At 44.8% G+C, this 17,837-nt stretch carries 15 protein-coding genes; 10 read left to right on the top strand and 5 right to left on the bottom strand.

The annotated features are described in order from the left end of the window. Positions 1-60 precede the first annotated feature (60 nt). Both glmS and H8B19_RS08065 read right to left on the bottom strand, forming a co-directional pair. Positions 61-1,893 carry a glutamine--fructose-6-phosphate transaminase (isomerizing) gene (gene glmS, locus H8B19_RS08060; protein ID WP_186506293.1) on the bottom strand — a complete coding sequence of 611 codons (1,833 nt, stop codon included), beginning with the start codon at positions 1,891-1,893 and terminating at the stop codon, positions 61-63. A gap of 12 nt (positions 1,894-1,905) precedes the next feature. Next, entirely contained in the window at positions 1,906-2,709 is an 804-nt protein-coding gene (locus H8B19_RS08065) for a DeoR/GlpR family DNA-binding transcription regulator (protein WP_479682835.1), read from the bottom strand. A 332-nt stretch (positions 2,710-3,041) separates the two neighbouring features. Between H8B19_RS08065 and hemE the strand changes: the two genes are divergently transcribed. Next, positions 3,042-4,106: a uroporphyrinogen decarboxylase gene (gene hemE, locus H8B19_RS08070; protein WP_186506418.1), complete on the top strand. Its 1,065-nt coding sequence runs from the start codon at positions 3,042-3,044 to the stop codon at positions 4,104-4,106. A 62-nt stretch (positions 4,107-4,168) separates the two neighbouring features. On the opposite strand, the gene H8B19_RS08075 is transcribed toward hemE, so the two are convergent. From H8B19_RS08075 to queG, 3 genes are all read right to left on the bottom strand, one after another. After that, a complete protein-coding gene (locus tag H8B19_RS08075; protein ID WP_241737535.1) occupies positions 4,169-5,665 on the bottom strand; it encodes a serine hydrolase domain-containing protein in 1,497 nt (498 codons plus the stop codon). A gap of 275 nt (positions 5,666-5,940) precedes the next feature. Continuing rightward, the gene (locus H8B19_RS08080; RefSeq protein ID WP_186506295.1) at positions 5,941-6,834 is read right to left on the bottom strand and encodes a DUF4238 domain-containing protein; all 894 of its coding nucleotides are present in this window, start codon (positions 6,832-6,834) and stop codon (positions 5,941-5,943) included. Positions 6,835-6,906: 72 nt separating this feature from the next. After that, a complete protein-coding gene (queG, locus tag H8B19_RS08085) occupies positions 6,907-8,046 on the bottom strand; it encodes a tRNA epoxyqueuosine(34) reductase QueG (protein ID WP_186506296.1) in 1,140 nt (379 codons plus the stop codon). Between queG and H8B19_RS08090 the strand changes: the two genes are divergently transcribed. From H8B19_RS08090 to hflC, 9 genes are all read left to right on the top strand, one after another. Beyond that, the gene (locus H8B19_RS08090) at positions 8,046-9,554 is read left to right on the top strand and encodes an NAD(P)H-hydrate dehydratase (protein WP_186506297.1); all 1,509 of its coding nucleotides are present in this window, start codon (positions 8,046-8,048) and stop codon (positions 9,552-9,554) included. The genes queG and H8B19_RS08090 overlap by 1 nt on opposite strands. Then, positions 9,551-10,009, top strand: coding sequence for a tRNA (adenosine(37)-N6)-threonylcarbamoyltransferase complex ATPase subunit type 1 TsaE (gene tsaE / locus H8B19_RS08095; RefSeq protein ID WP_186506298.1), 459 nt, complete (start codon positions 9,551-9,553; stop codon positions 10,007-10,009). Before H8B19_RS08090 ends, tsaE begins: the two co-directional genes overlap by 4 nt. A 5-nt stretch (positions 10,010-10,014) precedes the next feature. After that, entirely contained in the window at positions 10,015-11,358 is a 1,344-nt protein-coding gene (locus tag H8B19_RS08100) for an N-acetylmuramoyl-L-alanine amidase (RefSeq protein ID WP_186506299.1), read from the top strand. An 18-nt stretch (positions 11,359-11,376) separates the two neighbouring features. Further along, a complete protein-coding gene (mutL, locus tag H8B19_RS08105; RefSeq protein WP_186506300.1) occupies positions 11,377-13,137 on the top strand; it encodes a DNA mismatch repair endonuclease MutL in 1,761 nt (586 codons plus the stop codon). Beyond that, complete coding sequence (miaA, locus tag H8B19_RS08110) at positions 13,130-14,056, top strand: tRNA (adenosine(37)-N6)-dimethylallyltransferase MiaA (RefSeq protein ID WP_186506301.1); 927 nt, start codon at positions 13,130-13,132, stop codon at positions 14,054-14,056. The genes mutL and miaA overlap by 8 nt, the downstream gene beginning before the upstream one ends. Before the next feature lie 59 nt (positions 14,057-14,115). Next, the gene (gene hfq / locus H8B19_RS08115; RefSeq protein ID WP_186506302.1) at positions 14,116-14,367 is read left to right on the top strand and encodes an RNA chaperone Hfq; all 252 of its coding nucleotides are present in this window, start codon (positions 14,116-14,118) and stop codon (positions 14,365-14,367) included. 37 nt (positions 14,368-14,404) lie between these two features. Further along, positions 14,405-15,697 (top strand): ribosome rescue GTPase HflX, encoded by a 1,293-nt coding sequence (gene hflX, locus H8B19_RS08120; RefSeq protein ID WP_186506303.1) that lies wholly within the window; start codon positions 14,405-14,407, stop codon positions 15,695-15,697. A gap of 77 nt (positions 15,698-15,774) precedes the next feature. Continuing rightward, positions 15,775-16,911 (top strand): FtsH protease activity modulator HflK, encoded by a 1,137-nt coding sequence (gene hflK / locus H8B19_RS08125; RefSeq protein ID WP_186506304.1) that lies wholly within the window; start codon positions 15,775-15,777, stop codon positions 16,909-16,911. Between the two features lie 3 nt (positions 16,912-16,914). Next, positions 16,915-17,799: a protease modulator HflC gene (hflC, locus tag H8B19_RS08130; RefSeq protein ID WP_186506305.1), complete on the top strand. Its 885-nt coding sequence runs from the start codon at positions 16,915-16,917 to the stop codon at positions 17,797-17,799. Positions 17,800-17,837 lie beyond the last annotated feature (38 nt).

Below are 17,837 nucleotides of genomic sequence, written 5' to 3' on the forward strand. Positions count from 1 at the left end.
ACATTAAACACCGTTTCGAACATTATTTAACGTGCACATTTGTTTATTCAGCTTAAACACTTATTCAACTGTAACTGATTTCGCCAGATTTCGAGGCTGATCCACATCAGTACCTTTTATCAGTGCCACGTAATAAGACAGCAGTTGCAGCGGTACAGTGTAAATAATCGGCGCAATAATAGCGTCCACATGCGGTACATCGATGACACGCATGGTGTCATCACTTTTAAAGTGGGCATCTTTATCGGCAAATACGTACATAATGCCGCCACGAGCGCGCACTTCTTCCACGTTAGATTTAAGTTTTTCCAGCAGCTCGTTATTTGGCGCAACCACGATGACCGGCATATTTTCATCAATTAACGCCAGTGGACCGTGTTTTAATTCGCCTGATGCATAAGCTTCAGCGTGGATATAAGAAATTTCCTTAAGCTTTAGCGCACCTTCCATCGCAATGGGGTACTGATCGCCACGGCCTAAAAACAGGCTGTGGTGTTTATCAGAGAATTCTTCCGCCAGTGTTTCAATTGCATCACTTAAATTCAGCGCTTCTTCCAGTTTGGCAGGCAGGCTGTGCAGCGCTTTTAAAATCGCCTGCATTTTGTCCTGCGCCATGCCTTTATGCTGGCCAATGGCCGCAGTTAACATCAATAACGCAGTTAACTGAGTGGTAAAGGCTTTGGTAGATGCCACACCGATTTCAGCACCGGCTTTGGTCATAAAAGCCAAGTCGGATTCACGCACCAAAGACGAACCCGGCACGTTACAAATGGTTAAGCTGGCCATATAACCTGATTCTTTAGCCAAGCGCAGCGCTGCTAATGTATCGGCGGTTTCACCCGACTGAGAAATGGTTACCAACAAGCTATTTGGGTGCACATACGAGTGGCGATAACGGAATTCAGAGGCGATTTCCACGTTACAGCTCACGTTAGCGTGTTGCTCCAGCCAGTAACGCGCGGTCATGCCCGAGTGATAGCTGGTACCACAGGCGATAATTTGCACGTGCTGCACTTTGGCCAAAATATCCTGTGCGTTTTCACCAAAAATCTCGCTGCTTACGCCGTTATCCTGCAAACGGCCATGCAGTGTATTACGCACAACCACTGGCTGCTCGTGGATTTCTTTCAACATATAGTGACGGTAACCGGCTTTATCACCCGCATCGTGTTGGATATTCGATTCAATCACTTCGCGCTCGACCGGCTCACCATTTTTATCAAAAATATGGATGTCGGTACGGCTGATTTCGGCGACATCACCTTCTTCTAAAAAGATAAAACGACGCGTCACCGGCAATAACGCCAGCTGATCCGAGGCAATAAAGTTTTCGCCAAACCCTAAACCAATCACCAGCGGACTGCCGGAACGCGCAACCACGACTTTTTCTGGCTGCTGTTTATCCATTACCACTGTGCCGTAAGCACCATCGAATTTTTTTACTGCCGATTGCACCGCCGATAACAGGCTGTCGCCACTTTGCAGTTTGTGATCTACCAAGTGCGCGATAGTTTCAGTGTCGGTATCCGATGTGAACTGATAACCCTTAGCTTGCAGCTCGGTTTTGAGTTTTAAATAGTTTTCAATAATGCCATTGTGCACTACCGCCACACGCTCCGATGAAAAGTGTGGGTGAGCGTTCGCTTCGGTTACACCACCATGCGTAGCCCAGCGAGTGTGTGCAATACCGACAAAACCACGTACCGGATTTTCTGCGACAGCAGAGGATAATTCCTGCACTTTACCGGTACGGCGTACACGTTCGATATCGCCTTCGCCATTTATAACCGCCACACCGGCCGAGTCGTAACCGCGGTATTCCAGACGACGCAGACCTTCCAATAAAATTTCAACTACATTACGTTCAGCGACAGCGCCGACTATTCCACACATAAATAACTCCGTTTATAGCGGTTCGGCGCAAATAACCTGTACGCCTTGTTGTTCGATTAAAGCTTTGGCCGCCGCATCCAGTTGGTTGTCGGTGACAAGCACAGAAATTTGTTGCCAGGTTAATTCCACGTTCGGCATTTTGTGGCTGAGTTTGTCGGACTCGGCCATTACCACCACCTTGTCGGCCACTTCGGCCATTACGCGGGTTAAATTGGTCAGTTCATTAAAGGTGGTGGTGCCCTTGTTTAGATCGATGCCGGATGCACCCACAAAGGCCAGATCAAAGTTGTATTCGCGCAGCATTTTTTCAGCCATTTGTCCCTGAAAGGATTGCGATTGCGCATCCCAGGTGCCGCCTGTCATCAATAACGTGGGTTCGTTTTCCTGACTGACTAACTGATCAGCCACATGCAAGGCATTGGTCATAACCACTAAACCCCGCTTTTCACTTAATAACGGTAATAAGGCGAGGGTAGTGCTGCCACTATCAATCACCATGCGCTGACGATCATTAATTAAAGCAAGCGCGGCTTTGGCAATGGATAACTTTCGTTTCGAAATATTATTTACAGGCGCATTATTGCTTTGGTTTTGTACGGGTACTGCTCCGCCAAATTTACGCAGCAACAAACCCGCCTGTTCTAAATGGGTAATATCTTTACGAATGGTCACAACCGAAGTTTCAAACTGCGCGGCAAGGCTTTCAACCGAGGCTTTGCCCTGCTGATTGACCAATTCAACAATTTGCTGACGACGTTCGCTGGTATTACGCTTCATTACTTTCCATTCGAAACTTAAGTTACTTTTCGAAAGAATACGGAAATTTATGAAATAAGGAAAGCTATTTATTGTACAAAAGAAGTTTTAGTCAGTTTTGATAACAAATGTTGCGACGCAACAGAAACGATTTTAAGCGGGAAATAAAAAAGCCTTATCCGAAGATAAGGCTTGAATATTTTAGCGTGGAGGTCTCGTATACGAGCTTCTTTTTGTTAGTATTTCACTAGCGCAGGGACTTTATAACAGAGTTTGTAAAAAAAACGCAAGCTTTTCGTCATAATTTGATTCACATCACAGATTTGTATTCGCACGAATTGGTTAAAAATGTGTACAATAGCGCCCGTTTTCAGCCTCCCGGAGCAGTGACTTTGTCTGACCTTAAGAATGATCGCTATTTAAAAGCCCTTTTAAAACAACCTGTTGATATGACTCCCGTATGGATGATGCGTCAGGCAGGGCGTTATTTACCTGAATATCGCGAGGTTCGTAGTCAGGCGGGTGATTTTATGTCGCTGTGTAAAAATGCTGAACTGGCTTGTGAAGTCACCTTGCAGCCCTTACGTCGTTATGAACTGGACGCAGCGATTTTGTTCTCAGATATCCTGACTATCCCGGATGCCATGGGTTTAGGTTTGTATTTTGAAGCCGGTGAAGGTCCTAAATTTGAACGTCCTATCAGCTCGAAAGCCGATATCAAAAAAATTCCAAATTTTGATCCGAATGTTGAACTGCAATATGTAATGAATGCGGTTTCGACCATTCGTAAAAATTTGCAGGGTGACGTGCCGTTAATTGGTTTTTCTGGCAGCCCGTGGACATTAGCCACTTATATGATTGAAGGCGGCAGCAGTAAAGCCTTCACCAAAATCAAAAAAATGGCCTTTAGCGAGCCACAAACTTTGCACTTGTTGCTGGATAAACTGGCCGACTCGGTTACCACATATCTGAATGCACAAATTGCAGCAGGCGCACAATCGGTGATGGTATTCGATACCTGGGGTGGCGTGTTGTCTCCCGCGGCCTACAAAGAATTTTCACTGCAATATATGCACAAAATTGTTGATGGTTTAACCCGCGAGGCAGATGGTCGCAAAGTGCCTGTTACGCTGTTCACCAAAAACGGGGGCATGTGGTTAGAAGCTATCGCCGCGACCGGTTGTGATGCGGTTGGTCTGGATTGGACCATTAACATTGAAGATGCCAAAGCACGCGTGGGTGACAAAGTGGCGCTGCAAGGCAATATGGATCCTTCAATGCTTTACGCACCGGCGGAACGTATTGAGCAGGAAGTGCAAACTATTCTTAAGGGCTTTGGTAACGGCAGTGGCCATGTATTTAATTTAGGCCACGGCATTCATCTGGATGTGCCACCTGAAAACGCCAAAGTATTTATTGATGCGGTACACAAGTTCAGCAAGCCTTATCATCAATAAACTTCTAGTTGGATGAGTAATATAAAAAACGGTCTTTTCAGACCGTTTTTTATTGCTCGAATTTAAATATTATCCGACTGGATTTGTTTCAGTTTTGCCAGTTGCTTTTTGGCATTACGATTATCAGGTTGCAGCTCAAGTACCTTTTGGTAACCGGCAATGGCAATCTGAATGTGGCCTAATCGCCATTGTGTTTCCGCCACGCTGTCATATGTATTCGCGCTATTGGGATAAAGCTGAGTGTTTAATTCAAATACTGCTAAGGCTTGTTGCAACTTATTTTGATTAACCAACCAATAACCAAAGTTATTGATATCACTCTCGGCAAACTGATTGTTTAGCGTTTTCGCAATCTCAGAAGCTTTGTTATAGCCTTGTTTTTCCAGCACTAAATAAAAGGTTTTGATGTTTTGAGGTAAACCAAAACCATTTTGCTTTTGCATATCTTCTACATAAAAACCGGCGATATCGTCAATGAAACGATCTGGCGAGCCACCCATTAAATTGGTTAACACCACTATGGCTAAATCGTCCTCTGGGTAAACAAACAAACCGCTGCGATTGCCACCAACCGGCGCTGCTGCCGGATGTTCATTACGCGCTACAATTGGCCAGCCCAGTGCATAGCCACTTAATAAACGGTTGAAACCTTTCGGATGACCATTATCTAAACGCGCAGGTGTCCATAAAGTGGCAAGACTACCCTGTTGTTTTAACAACTCATTGGTTTGCAAGGCGATAACCCAATTTGCAAGTTCGGTGGCGGTCGAACTCATGCCCGCAGCCGGATACAACATGTTTGAGAAAATCTCACTGCGAATGTTGGTTAGCTCACCGGTGTAATAGGTGGTGTACCGTTTTGCTGAATGGCTCACTACGTTATTCAGGTTATCAAAACCCGCTTCGACAGTACGCGGCATACCAACCTGTTTTAACTGCTGATTGGTAATGACCTCGGCAAAAGGCTGACCAGTTAATTTTTCAATCAACTTACCAACAATGATGTAATTGGTTTGGTTGTATTTAAAGTTGCTGCCTGTGTCGAATGCCATTGGCAAGGTTTGTACTTTTTCCCACGATGCTTGTGGATCGTCTTCCACAATCAACTTGCCAAAATCATTGGCCAAAATGGCAGGCAAACCTGAGGTATGCCCCATAATTTGTTTGGTATTAAGCTGCTGCCATGCTTTAGGTAATTCTGGTAAGTAACTGCCAATTGGTGCAGATAAATCCAGTTTACCCTGCTCTACCAATTGCATAATTGCCACACCGGCAAAGGCTTTGGTCATTGAATTGATGGAGAACACAGTGTTGTTATCAACTGCCACTGAATCTTCAATATTCGCCAAACCATAGCTGCCAGTTCTGATAATTTTATTGTGCTGCACCACGGCCAGTTGCAGGCCGGGGATCTGACGTTGCTGCATTTGTGCTGCGATAAAATCGTCCAGCTCATCAGCGAAAGCCAAATTAAATAATGGGCTTAGGAACACAACAATTAAAAATAGTGACTTCAACACTGTACTGCGCATTTCATACTCTTCTTGGTTAGTTTGCATATCAATCGTCCTTTATTGTTCGGCTCAAAAAATATCGCCATTGCCAAACTCAGGTTTCCATTAGTGAACTTTTCACCTTTGCCAAACTATAGAGCAACAACCAGACCAAGATTTAACCTGTTGTTTTTATTGGTTAATTTATTTAATTGGGGAGTTTTGAAATACGAAACTTGGTGAAATCCATTAACTTTTTGTGAAAAAGACTAAGTTGGAAATGGTTATTTTACTTACCTAACTTGATATTGAGCATGCACGCTGAAAATCTTACTGACATACTAGGGAACATATCTAATTAAGTGATCTACGAATTTATATAGAGGATTTTGATTGTTTGAATATGTAAGGTGTTCATTTCTTGTGAAGGGCTCAATAAGTTCAGGCATTTCATTCCGATAAAAAATATAATCTTTTGAGTATATTTGTATCGCATTATTTATCATCAATACTGTTCGTCGGTCGATGGGTAATGATTGAACTAAAGGTTGAGACATATAACTCCTTGGGTTAGCCCACACTACAGCTATGTTAGGAGTTATTGGGATTACAATTTGCAAATTAGATAAATAATATACACTTGATGAAATGTTATTATACACACCATCACCATATATAAATTCGGCTTCGTCAGAAAATAAAATAGCTAACCGACCACACCTAACGGAATTTCTTGTTAGCTCTCTGAATGCACTTCCCATATTTGAAGTAATCAGCATTTTACTTTCTTTTTTTGGAATTTCTCCTCGAAATCCAATTACCAAATTATTTAACCGATTCCTGTAAAATGGTGAACGAACAACCAAAGATAGAATGCATTCCCTAAGCAAATCAATATTTTGATGTTCCTCACTTTGGGTTGCATACATATAACGCTTTTCGAAACTATTCCAAGACCTGAACTCTTCTAGATCCTTCACAATTGATCGCATATTTCGATCAGAGTTATCGAAAAAAGGCTCAATTGTTCCTTCCCAAGAATTTGGAGAATCATAAATAAAATTGTGACCATTAGATATGTGCGCAAACTCCTTTGGATTGGAGGAAATAATCTCTCCATTTGAACTAATACGATTCACTTTTCCTGATTTATTGAGCCAGAACTGAGACAAACTTTTTGGCCACCAATGATGTTTCGCACCGCGCTGTGTCTTTTTTGCATTTCCTGGAATCAAGTTTACATTCCTTGTAATAGTTGATTTATAAGTATACGGCCTCAGTAATTCTCACAAAATTTTAACCAATAACTATGCGTCTCTTGGCAAACCCTTCTCGATACTACGGATTAAACGGGTATCCAGTCGTGAGATGGGAATTTCTGTTTCAGCTTTAATACGCTGTTGTTCAAGTGCCCAGTCAATATGCTCCGCGACTAATTCAGTGGTATTTGATTTGGCTTGCTGCAGTGCATCGACTATCTGAGCAGAATATGGTGCATTGCCCAACGCCACCGCGATATTGCGTTGCCAGCGCTCAAAACCGATGCGACGAATGGCCGAACCTTCGGTGACTTTTAAAAAGTAACTTTCGTCCCAGCCAAATAATTCGAGTAGGTCTTTGTTAAACAAGGCATTGCGGGCCTGAAAATCTATTTCAGCACTAAGCTGCGCAAAGCGATTCCACGGGCAAATTAACTGACAATCGTCACACCCATAAATGCGGTTGCCCATTAGCGCACGAAATTCTTCGGGGATGGCGCCTTTGTTTTCAATAGTGAGATAGGAAATGCAACGCCTGCCATCTACCACATATGGCTCAACAATCGCCTGTGTCGGGCAAATAGTGATGCAGGCTGTGCAATTACCGCAGCCTTCTTCCACTGGAGAGTCCACCGGCAACGGTAAATTAATAAACAGTTCACCAAGAAAAAAGAAAGAGCCCGCTTGTTTATTAAGCGTAAGTGAGTGTTTACCTGTCCAACCAATTCCGGCTTTTTCGGCAATCGCATGTTCCAGCACCGGCGCCGAATCCACAAATGGGCGAAATTCGACTGGCAGTTCACTGGCAATTTTATCACCGAGTTTTTTTAAGCGGTTGCGCATTAATTTGTGATAATCGCGCCCCACCGCATAGCGGCTGATATAACCTTTATTTTTATTCGAGAGGTTTTTGGCAAAGCTGGCTTCGGTCGGCAGGTAATCGAGTCGCACACTTATCACTCGCAAGGTGCCGGGCACTAATTCGTCTGGGCGCGCGCGTTTCATACCATGTTCGGCCATAAACGCCATGTCACCGTGATAGCCGTTATCTAGCCAGTTTTGCAGATGAGATTCGTGACGGGATAAATCAATATCAGCAATGCCAACCTGCTGGAAACCTAGCGCTTTTCCCCATGACTTGATATTTTCAGCAAGAAGCCGGAGTTCTTGTTCAGGGAGTTGCGTCATTGAGTACCTATGCCATATCACAAACGCTGCCAAGAGTAGCACAGAACCTTTATGGTGCGCAGCAGATCCGCGAGCACGAAGAGGCTGCCGCCAGAGCAATTGACCTGAGTTTATATGAACTCATGGAAGCTGCAGGCGCTGCGGTTTTTGAGCTTATGCAACAGCAATATAAATCAGCCCAGCAGATTCTGGTGCTTTGCGGCAAAGGTAATAATGGTGGCGATGGTTTTGTAATTGCGCGACTGGCTAAGCAGGCTGGTTTTGAGGTTAATTTATGTTTGTTGGGCGATAAACATGCACTAAGTGATGACAGCCAACAAGCTATGCAAAAATGGCTGGATGCTGGCGGCTTTATTGATCATGCATTGCCAACATCATTGCATAACTTTGATCTAATCGTTGATGCTTTACTGGGCAACGGCTTAAAAGGTGATGTACGTGAACCTTATCTATCCGCCATCAATTTAGTTAATCACAGCAATAAAGCGGTTATTAGTGTGGATGTGCCGTCTGGGCTTGATTGCGATAGCGGAAAAATTCTTGGCTGTGCCATAAAAGCCGATAGCACAGTCACCTTTATCGGTTTAAAAGCGGGATTGCTTACTGGTAATGGCAAAAATCAGGTTGGCAAATTACATCTGGCTACGCTTGGCATTGAACACAGTATAAATGAACTCACCAAATCTCACGGACGTTTATGCCGGTTACAGGATTGCGCAAAACCTGCTAAACGTTTGCCTAACTCACATAAAGGCCAGTTTGGCCATTTGTTATGTATTGGTGGCAACAGCGGCATGCCGGGCGCAATGCTGTTATGTGCGCGAGCGGCTATGCGCAGTGGTTGTGCCATGCTAAAAGTCGCCACACATAGCGATTCCTTTTTAGCAATTAACAGCAATTTAGCCGAAGCCATGCTGGCTGCAACACCGATTAAGCCAGAGCAATTTGAGTGGTGTAGCGCCATCGCGCTGGGACCGGGTTTGGCGCAGAATGACTGGGCACAACAGCAATACTCGTTGGCTATGCATGCCATTATTAATCAACAAATCGCAGCAGTGATTGATGCCGATGCACTTAATCTGTTGGCTAAAAATTCTCACCCGCTTCACGCTAATTGTGTAATAACACCCCACCCGGGCGAAGCCGCCAGATTATTAAATTGTACCACTGCCGATATCGAAAATAATCGCATACAAGCCGCGCGGGAACTGGCGAATAAATTCAATTGTCAGGTTATTTTAAAAGGTGCCGGTAGCGTGATTATTGCTGATCAGCAGCTTTATATTTGCGCCGATGGCAATCCGGGCATGGCAACCGCTGGAATGGGCGATACCCTGACTGGCATTGTTGGCGCCATGCTGGCACAGGGCAAAAATGCCGGCGAAGCAGCACTCGAAGGCTGTTTATTGCATGCGCAAGCAGGCGATATGGCAGCGCACAAAGAGGGAGAACATGGTATGCTAGCCAGTGATTTAATTCCCTTTATACGTCAACTGGTTAACCGATGAAGCAGCAAGTTTTTTTAGCCGATGAATCCGCCACTCTCGCACTCGCCGGGAAAATGGCCAAAGCCTGTCACACCTCCACCACGATTTACCTGCACGGTGATTTAGGCGCAGGTAAAACCTGTTTTAGTCGTGGCTTTATTCATGGACTGGGCTTTGAAGGCCGGGTAAAAAGCCCTACCTATACCTTGGTTGAACCTTATGAAGTTGGCCCATGGCGAATATTCCATTTTGATTTGTACCGCTTATCGGATCCGGAAGAGCTCGAATTTATGGGCATACGGGATTATTTTGAACAGGACTGTATAAATTTGATAGAGTGGCCTGATAAAGGGCAAGGATTACTGGCACCGGCCGATTTAATCATTGAGTTAGCCTATGTGGATAACGCCAGATCTGCCACCTTAACTGCTGTATCCGATACAGGACAAGCGCTGATTACCAACACACTAAAATAAAGATTATGAGCCGTTATCCAGTATTAAAAAGCTTGTTGTTGATGTGGTGTTTATGCACCTGGTCAGCAATGGCAGCCGATAACAAAATCAACAGCGTGCGTATCTGGCCTTCTCCGGATAATACCCGGGTGGTATTTGATTTAGACAGCGCCCCTCAATACACCTACTTCACCTTATCGAAACCGGAACGTTTAGTGATCGATTTAGCCGATACCGGCGGGAAATTTAATTTCGCCGGGCTGGCTAATGAAAGCGATCTGGTGAAAAAGATCCGCTACAGCACCCCCAAAAACAAACGATCAGTACGTTTGGTGGTAGAACTCACAAAAAAAATAAAACCACAAATTTTCTCATTGCCACCAACTGCACCCTATAGCGACCGTTTGGTGATTGATCTGCGTGACGATGACTCACAACCTTCAAGGCAATCATCTCAACAAGTGGTAAGCCATCATGCTGACGAAGGTGATGACAGAAACATTATCGTGGCGATTGATGCAGGTCACGGTGGTGAAGATCCCGGTTCGATAGGCAGTGCGGGCACATACGAGAAAAACATTACTCTCGCGATTGCCAAACAACTTGCAAAAATGATCGATGCCGAACAAGGGATGGAAGCCTTTATGGTGCGTCGCGGTGATTATTATGTGGATCTAAACCGCCGTACCGAACTGGCCAGAAAAGCCGGAGCCGATTTATTTGTATCGATTCACGCCGATGCTTATACCACCCCGCAACCACGTGGCGGTTCAGTATGGGTATTATCCATGAAACGCGCTAACTCTGAGTTAGGTCACTGGCTGGAAAAACGTGAGAAATATTCAGAACTATTAGGTGGTGCCGCAGAGGTAATACAAAATACCGATAGTGAGCGCTACCTTTCACAGGCATTATTGGATATGTCTATGGATCATTCCATGACTACCAGCTATGGCTTAAGTGATTTGATTATTGGTGAAATGAAAAAAGTCACCCGTATGCACAAAAAGGCACCTCAGGCCGCTAGTCTGGCTGTGCTAACCTCACCAGATATTCCCTCAATTTTGGTGGAAACCGGCTTTATCTCCAATCCTACTGAAGAAAAAAATCTTAACTGGTCTGCCCATCGCGAAAAATTAGCCAAGGCCATGTTTAACGCGGTGAAACGTCATTTTAAGCGTACCCCGCCAGATGGCACATTATGGGCACGCTTGAAACAACAAAACCGTACTCACAGAGTAAGCCGTGGTGAGTCTTTATCTATTCTGGCGCAGCGCTACAACGTGTCGGTACAAAACCTGAAAGTCGCGAATAACCTCAATTCTGACATGGTCAGAATTGGCCAGGTGCTGACCATTCCCAGCAGCTGATCACGAGCTACCTGAACTATGCCCATAAAACTGTTGCCGGCGATGCTGGCAAACCAAATTGCTGCCGGAGAGGTAGTAGAACGCCCGGCTTCCGTGGTGAAAGAGCTGGTGGAAAATAGTCTGGATGCAGGTGCCACAGAGATTGAAATCGCCATAGAAAAAGGCGGCCATAAACGCATTCTAATTCGTGATAATGGCAGTGGCATTGCCAAAGATGAACTGGAGCTGGCGCTTAGCCGCCATGCCACCAGCAAAATCAGCACACTGGATGATTTGGAACATATTGCCAGTCTCGGTTTTCGGGGCGAAGCACTTGCCAGTATAAGTTCGGTATCACGTTTGACCCTGACCTCGAAACCTGCAGATCAGGACAATGCCTGGCAGGCTCACACCGAAGGCCGTGATCAGTTAGTACAAATTCAACCCGCTGCACATCCGGATGGCACCAGCATCGATGTGGAAGATTTGTTTTTTAATACACCTGCGCGCCGTAAATTCCTGCGCGCTGAAAAAACCGAGTTTATGCACATTGAAGAAGTGGTTAAGCGCATCGCATTAAGCCATTTTGGCGTGCAATTTGTTTTAAAGCATAATGGCAAAACCATTAAACGCTTTGCCAAAGCCAGTACCGATAACCAACAACAAAAACGTCTGGCACAGATTTGTGGTAATCAGTTTAGCGACAATCTAATCGCGCTTAACAGTGCCTATCAGGATATAAAACTGGATGGCTGGGTAACACTTAGTGCTCAGGAAAATAACGCGCAAGCGGTTAACTTTTTTTATATCAATGGCCGGGTAATGCGCGACAAATTAATATTCCACGCACTGAAACAAGCCTGTTTCGAGCACACTGGCCTGGAGCAATTACCCGATTTTGTGCTGTATTTGCACATTGACCCCGAACAAATCGATGTGAATGTGCATCCGGCTAAACATGAAGTGCGTTTTCACCAGTCCCGAATAGTGCACGATTTTGTCTATCGCGCCATGTGTGATGCCTTTACTCAGACACCTGAAACCACCAAATCTGAGCAACACTACGTGGGTGATGTTTCTGCTGCGGATTACAGCACGGCCAAACCGTTGGCAGAACCATCACATGACTATATTCGTCCGTTACAAACACATTCAGGTTCAGCAAGCCTTACAAATAATAGATATTCATCAGGTAGTCCAGGTCGAACATCTGGTTACTCGTCACCTGCACCATCCTCCAAAGCGATGGCGGGTTTTCAGCAATTAATGCCGGCTAAAGCTGAAAATCAGGCCAGCCAATGGTTGTTTGCCGGGCAGCGCTTTATTGTCTTTAACAATCCGGGCTTATCTGCTGTTGATTTATTCGATCTTGCCAAATTAAAACTGGAACAGGACAGAAAACAGCAATCCCTTGTTAGTCAGCCGCTTTTAATGCCCATTTCGCTGCAATGCAGCGATACGCCACAACAGGCAGCGCTTAAAGTTGATTCACTAGCGGATTTTGGCATTGTTCTGCAGTTTTTTAATCATAAACTGATGTTAAAACAAGTGCCTGCATTGCTGCGTCAGGCCAACTGGACAGCGTTTTTACAACAGCTATGTAACACCCCTGATACCAGGTTTGATGACAACCAGTATCTTTGGCTGTGGTTAAGACAAAATGATGTGACGTTTTCTCAGCAACAGGCTAACCAGCTATGGCATTGGTTATTTGAACACTTTGGCGACCAGGCCAGTACTACACTTTCAAAACTACAATTCTTAATTGATTTACCAAGCGGAAAGGTACGCCATGACTAACTCTCTGCCTAAAGCCATAGCCCTGATGGGACCCACTGCTTCGGGCAAAACCGATTTGGCCATCAAGCTTTGCCAGACACTACCTTGCGATATAATTAGCGTGGATTCAGCGCTGATATACAAGGGTATGGATATAGGCACCGCCAAACCCAGTGCTGACGAGTTAAAGTTAGCGCCACATCGCCTGATTGATATTAAGGACCCAGCAGAAATTTATTCAGCGGCTGATTTTCGCCATGATGCTTTGCGCGAAATGGCCGATATATCAGCAAAAGGCCGGATTCCACTATTAGTTGGTGGAACTATGATGTATTTCAAAGTACTAATAGAAGGCATATCTCCTTTGCCGCAAGCTGATGCAGAATTACGGCAGCAAATTGAAGCTCAGGCAGAGGAACAGGGATGGCAGACATTACACGATGAACTGGCCAATGTGGATCCTGTATCGGCACAACGCATACATCCGAATGATCCACAACGCTTAACCCGGGCAATTGAAGTGTTCAGATTAACCGGTAAATCCTTAACGGACTTAACCGAAAAAAAATCCGAGCCATTGCCTTATGATTTGCACCAGTTTGCCATTGCTCCAAAGGACAGAGCGGTGCTACATCAGCGTATCGCCCAGCGTTTTGACCTGATGTTGGAACAAGGATTTGAAAATGAAGTAAAAAGCTTATTTGAGCGTTCCGATTTGCATCTGGACCTACCAGCAATACGTGCAGTGGGATATCGGCAGATGTGGGAACACTTAGAGGGCAGGTATGATCATGACGAAATGCGTGAACGTGCTATAATAGCGACTCGTCAGCTGGCGAAGCGCCAACTAACATGGTTACGAAGTTGGCATAAGTTATTCTGGTTAGATACCTTTGCAGACGACAATCTGCAACGACTTCTGGCTATACAGCAAGCATAAATGTTGTATACTTCTAACTTGCTGACATTACACATAATAATAGAATGAAGGACACAACGATGGCTAAGGGGCAATCTTTACAAGACCCATTTTTGAACGCGCTTCGCAAGGAACGAATTCCAGTTTCAATTTACCTGGTAAATGGTATTAAACTTCAGGGTCAGGTTGAGTCATTTGATCAGTTTGTTATTTTGCTTAAAAACACCGTAAGCCAAATGGTGTACAAACATGCGATCTCAACAGTGGTACCGTCCAGACCAATCCCCATGGTTGCGAATACCATGACAAACTCCGATAATGAACAGGATTAAAATTTTAATTTTAAACTTGTTTATTAGGAGATAATGCTTGTTTGACCGTTATGAAGCAGGTGAACAGGCGGTATTGGTTCATATCAATTTTTCTGACGAAAACAGCAGAGAAGATTTGCATGAGTTACAAATGCTTGTCTCTTCTGCTGGTGTTACTACCGTTGATGTTGTTACCGGCTCACGCCAGACCCCGCATCCCAAATATTTTGTGGGTAGCGGCAAAGCAGAAGAGATAGCTAACGCAGTCAGAACATCTGAAGCGCAAGTCGTGATATTTAATCACGCACTATCCCCCTCGCAGGAACGTAACTTAGAACAGCTTTGCAAATGTAAAGTAATAGATCGCACCGGACTGATCCTGGATATTTTTGCCCAGCGCGCGCGCACCCATGAAGGTAAATTGCAAGTAGAGCTTGCACAGTTGCGTCATATATCCACCCGACTTATTCGCGGCTGGACTCACCTGGAACGACAAAAAGGTGGTATTGGTTTACGTGGTCCGGGGGAAACTCAGCTCGAAACCGACCGTCGTTTATTACGCGAACGTATCAAGAGTATTTTACGTCGTTTGGGTAAAGTGCAGAAGCAACGTGAACAAGGTCGGCGTGCACGTAACCGGGCAGAAATTCCTACTTTGGCTTTAGTGGGTTATACCAACGCGGGTAAATCAACCCTGTTTAATACCATAACCCAGGCGCATGTGTATGCAGCAGACCAGTTGTTCGCCACACTTGATCCTACATTGCGCAAAATTAGTCTTAAAGATGTCGGCACCGCGATTTTAGCCGATACGGTTGGATTTATTCGTCATCTGCCCCATGATCTGGTCGCAGCTTTTAAAGCCACCCTGCAGGAAACTCAGGAAGCAGATATTTTGCTACATGTGGTCGATTATTCAGATGAACAGCATGAAGACAACATTCGTCAGGTTGATGAAGTACTGGCCGAAATAGACGCCGACGAGATCCCCCAGCTAATGATCTGTAACAAAATAGATCGTATGGAGGGTATCGAGCCTAAGATTGATCGCGATGATGAAGGCAGACCATGCCGTGTATGGATTTCAGCGCAACAAGGTATCGGACTGGATTTACTTTTTGACGCTCTAACCGAGTGCCTGGCGCAAACAATGGTGCAATTTCAGTTGCGAATTCCGCCCAAAGCAGGAAAACTGCGCGGAGATCTGTTTCATCTGGATTGTATCTCGGATGAATCCTACGCGGATGACGGCGACTGGCTGGTTAGTATCAGAATGCCGAGTAATGACTGGCAGAGACTGGTCAAAAAATACGATGGCCACTTAAATGATTACGTGGTTAATAAACACTGATTCCGAATTCGCCGAGCGGGCCGGTCCGTCCGCTTGGCTCAAGCAAACACAGTTATAAACAAAGTTGGAGAAATAACATGGCTTGGAATGAGCCGGGTGGAAATAATAATGACCCGTGGAAAAATCGCGGTAGCCGCGATCAGGGGCCGCCTGATTTGGATGAAATTTTTAAAAATTTCTTCTCTAAGTTCGGCGGTAAGTCTGGTGGCGGTTCCGGTAAAGGTATAGGTGGCATCAGTCTGCTGCTGGTTGCAGGTATTGCAATTGCTATCTGGGTAATCAGTGGATTTTATACAATTCAGGAAGCCGAGCGCGGTGTGGTACTGCGTTTTGGTAAATTCCATGAATTTAAAGATCCGGGTTTACGCTGGAAAGCCACTTTTATCGACAAAGTATTCACCGTCGACGTGAAAACCATCCGACATATGCCTTCCTCAGGTTTTATGTTAACTCAGGATGAAAACGTGGTACGTGTCGAAATGGAAATCCAGTACCGCATCATTGAACCCTATAAATATACTTTTGCTGTAACAGATCCAGACGAAAGTCTGCGTCAGGCACTGGATAGTGCCATCCGTTATGTTGTGGGCCATTCAGCAATGAACGATGTACTCACCAGCGGACGTGAAGTCACCCGTCAGGCAGTATGGGAAGAATTGCAAAAAATCGTTGAACCATATGGAATGGGTGTTGAGATTGTTGATGTCAACTTTAAAGATGCACGTCCACCAGAAGAAGTGAAAGCCGCTTTTGATGATGCTATCGCCGCACAGGAAGATGAAGTTAAGTTCATCCGTGAAGCAGAAGCCTATGTACGAGCTATAGAACCTCAGGCTCGCGGTAGCGTAAATCGAATGACGCAGGAAGCACAGGCATATAAGGAACGTTCAATTTTGCGTGCCGAAGGTGAAGTTGCCCGCTTTAATCAGTTGTTACCTCAATACGAAGCTGCGCCAGAAGTAACTCGTCAGCGTCTGTATCTGGAAACAATGGAAAAAGTATATAGCAACACCAGTAAGATCCTGATCGATGAAAAAGGTGGTAGCAACATGATGTACCTGCCACTGGATAAAATTCTCGAGCGTCAGAATGCGTATGAAAAACCTTCATCACAAAAACCAATAACGCTGGAAAACCTGCGTCAGACTAGTCAGGACAACACCCAAAGCCCATCATCATCGATCCGTGATGATCGAAGAACAGGGAGAAACTAAACTATGAAGAACTTACTGATTATCATTGTTTTAGCTTTTGTTGCCCTAGGTTTTGGTTCTGTTTTTGTGGTGGATGAAGGTCATAAAGCCATTGTTATCCAGTTTGGTAAAGTACAGCGTGACAGCGAAACCAACCAAACTAAGGTATTTGGTCCGGGCATTCACTTTAAATTACCTTTGTTCGACAAAGTGAAAGTGCTGGATGCCCGTATCCAGACTCTGGACGATGCCCCAGGCCGTTTTGTGACCTCAGAGAAAAAAGACCTGATTGTGGATTCATACGTTAAGTGGCGTATCAATGAATTCTCAACCTATTACCTTTCTACTGGTGGTTTCAAAGATCAGGCCGAAGCGTTGTTAAAACAAAAAGTGAACAACGGATTACGTACCGAGTTTGGTACGCGTACCATTACTGAAATTGTTTCTGGTGAACGCTCTGAACTGATGAAACGTGCGATGATCCAGTCATCACAAAGTGCTAACGAGCTGGGCATTGAAATTGTGGATGTTCGGGTAAAGCAAATTAATCTGCCACCTGAAGTTAGTAATTCCATTTTCCAGCGTATGCGTGCTGAACGTAGTGCGGTTGCCCGTGAGCACAGATCACAGGGTCAGGAACAGGCTGAAATTTTACGTGCCAACATAGATGCAAAAGTCACTGTCATGCTGGCTGATGCAGAACGTAATGCACGTAAATTAAAAGGTGAAGGTGATGCGGAAGCTGCCAGCATCTATGCAAAAGCCTACAACAAAAACGCCGAGTTCTACGAATTCCTTAGAAGTATGGACGCGTATGAAAAGAGCTTTGCCGACAAACAGGACGTATTAGTGTTAGGTCCTGAAAGTGACTTCTTTAAATACATGAAGCACACCGACGGTAAAAAATAATAATTTAAAGGGTCCGGATGGGCCCTTTTTTAATCTGT

Origin of the sequence: Neptunicella marina, from assembly GCF_014270035.1 — a bacterium.
In the GTDB taxonomy this organism is placed as follows: Bacteria; Pseudomonadota; Gammaproteobacteria; order Enterobacterales; family Alteromonadaceae; genus Neptunicella; species Neptunicella marina.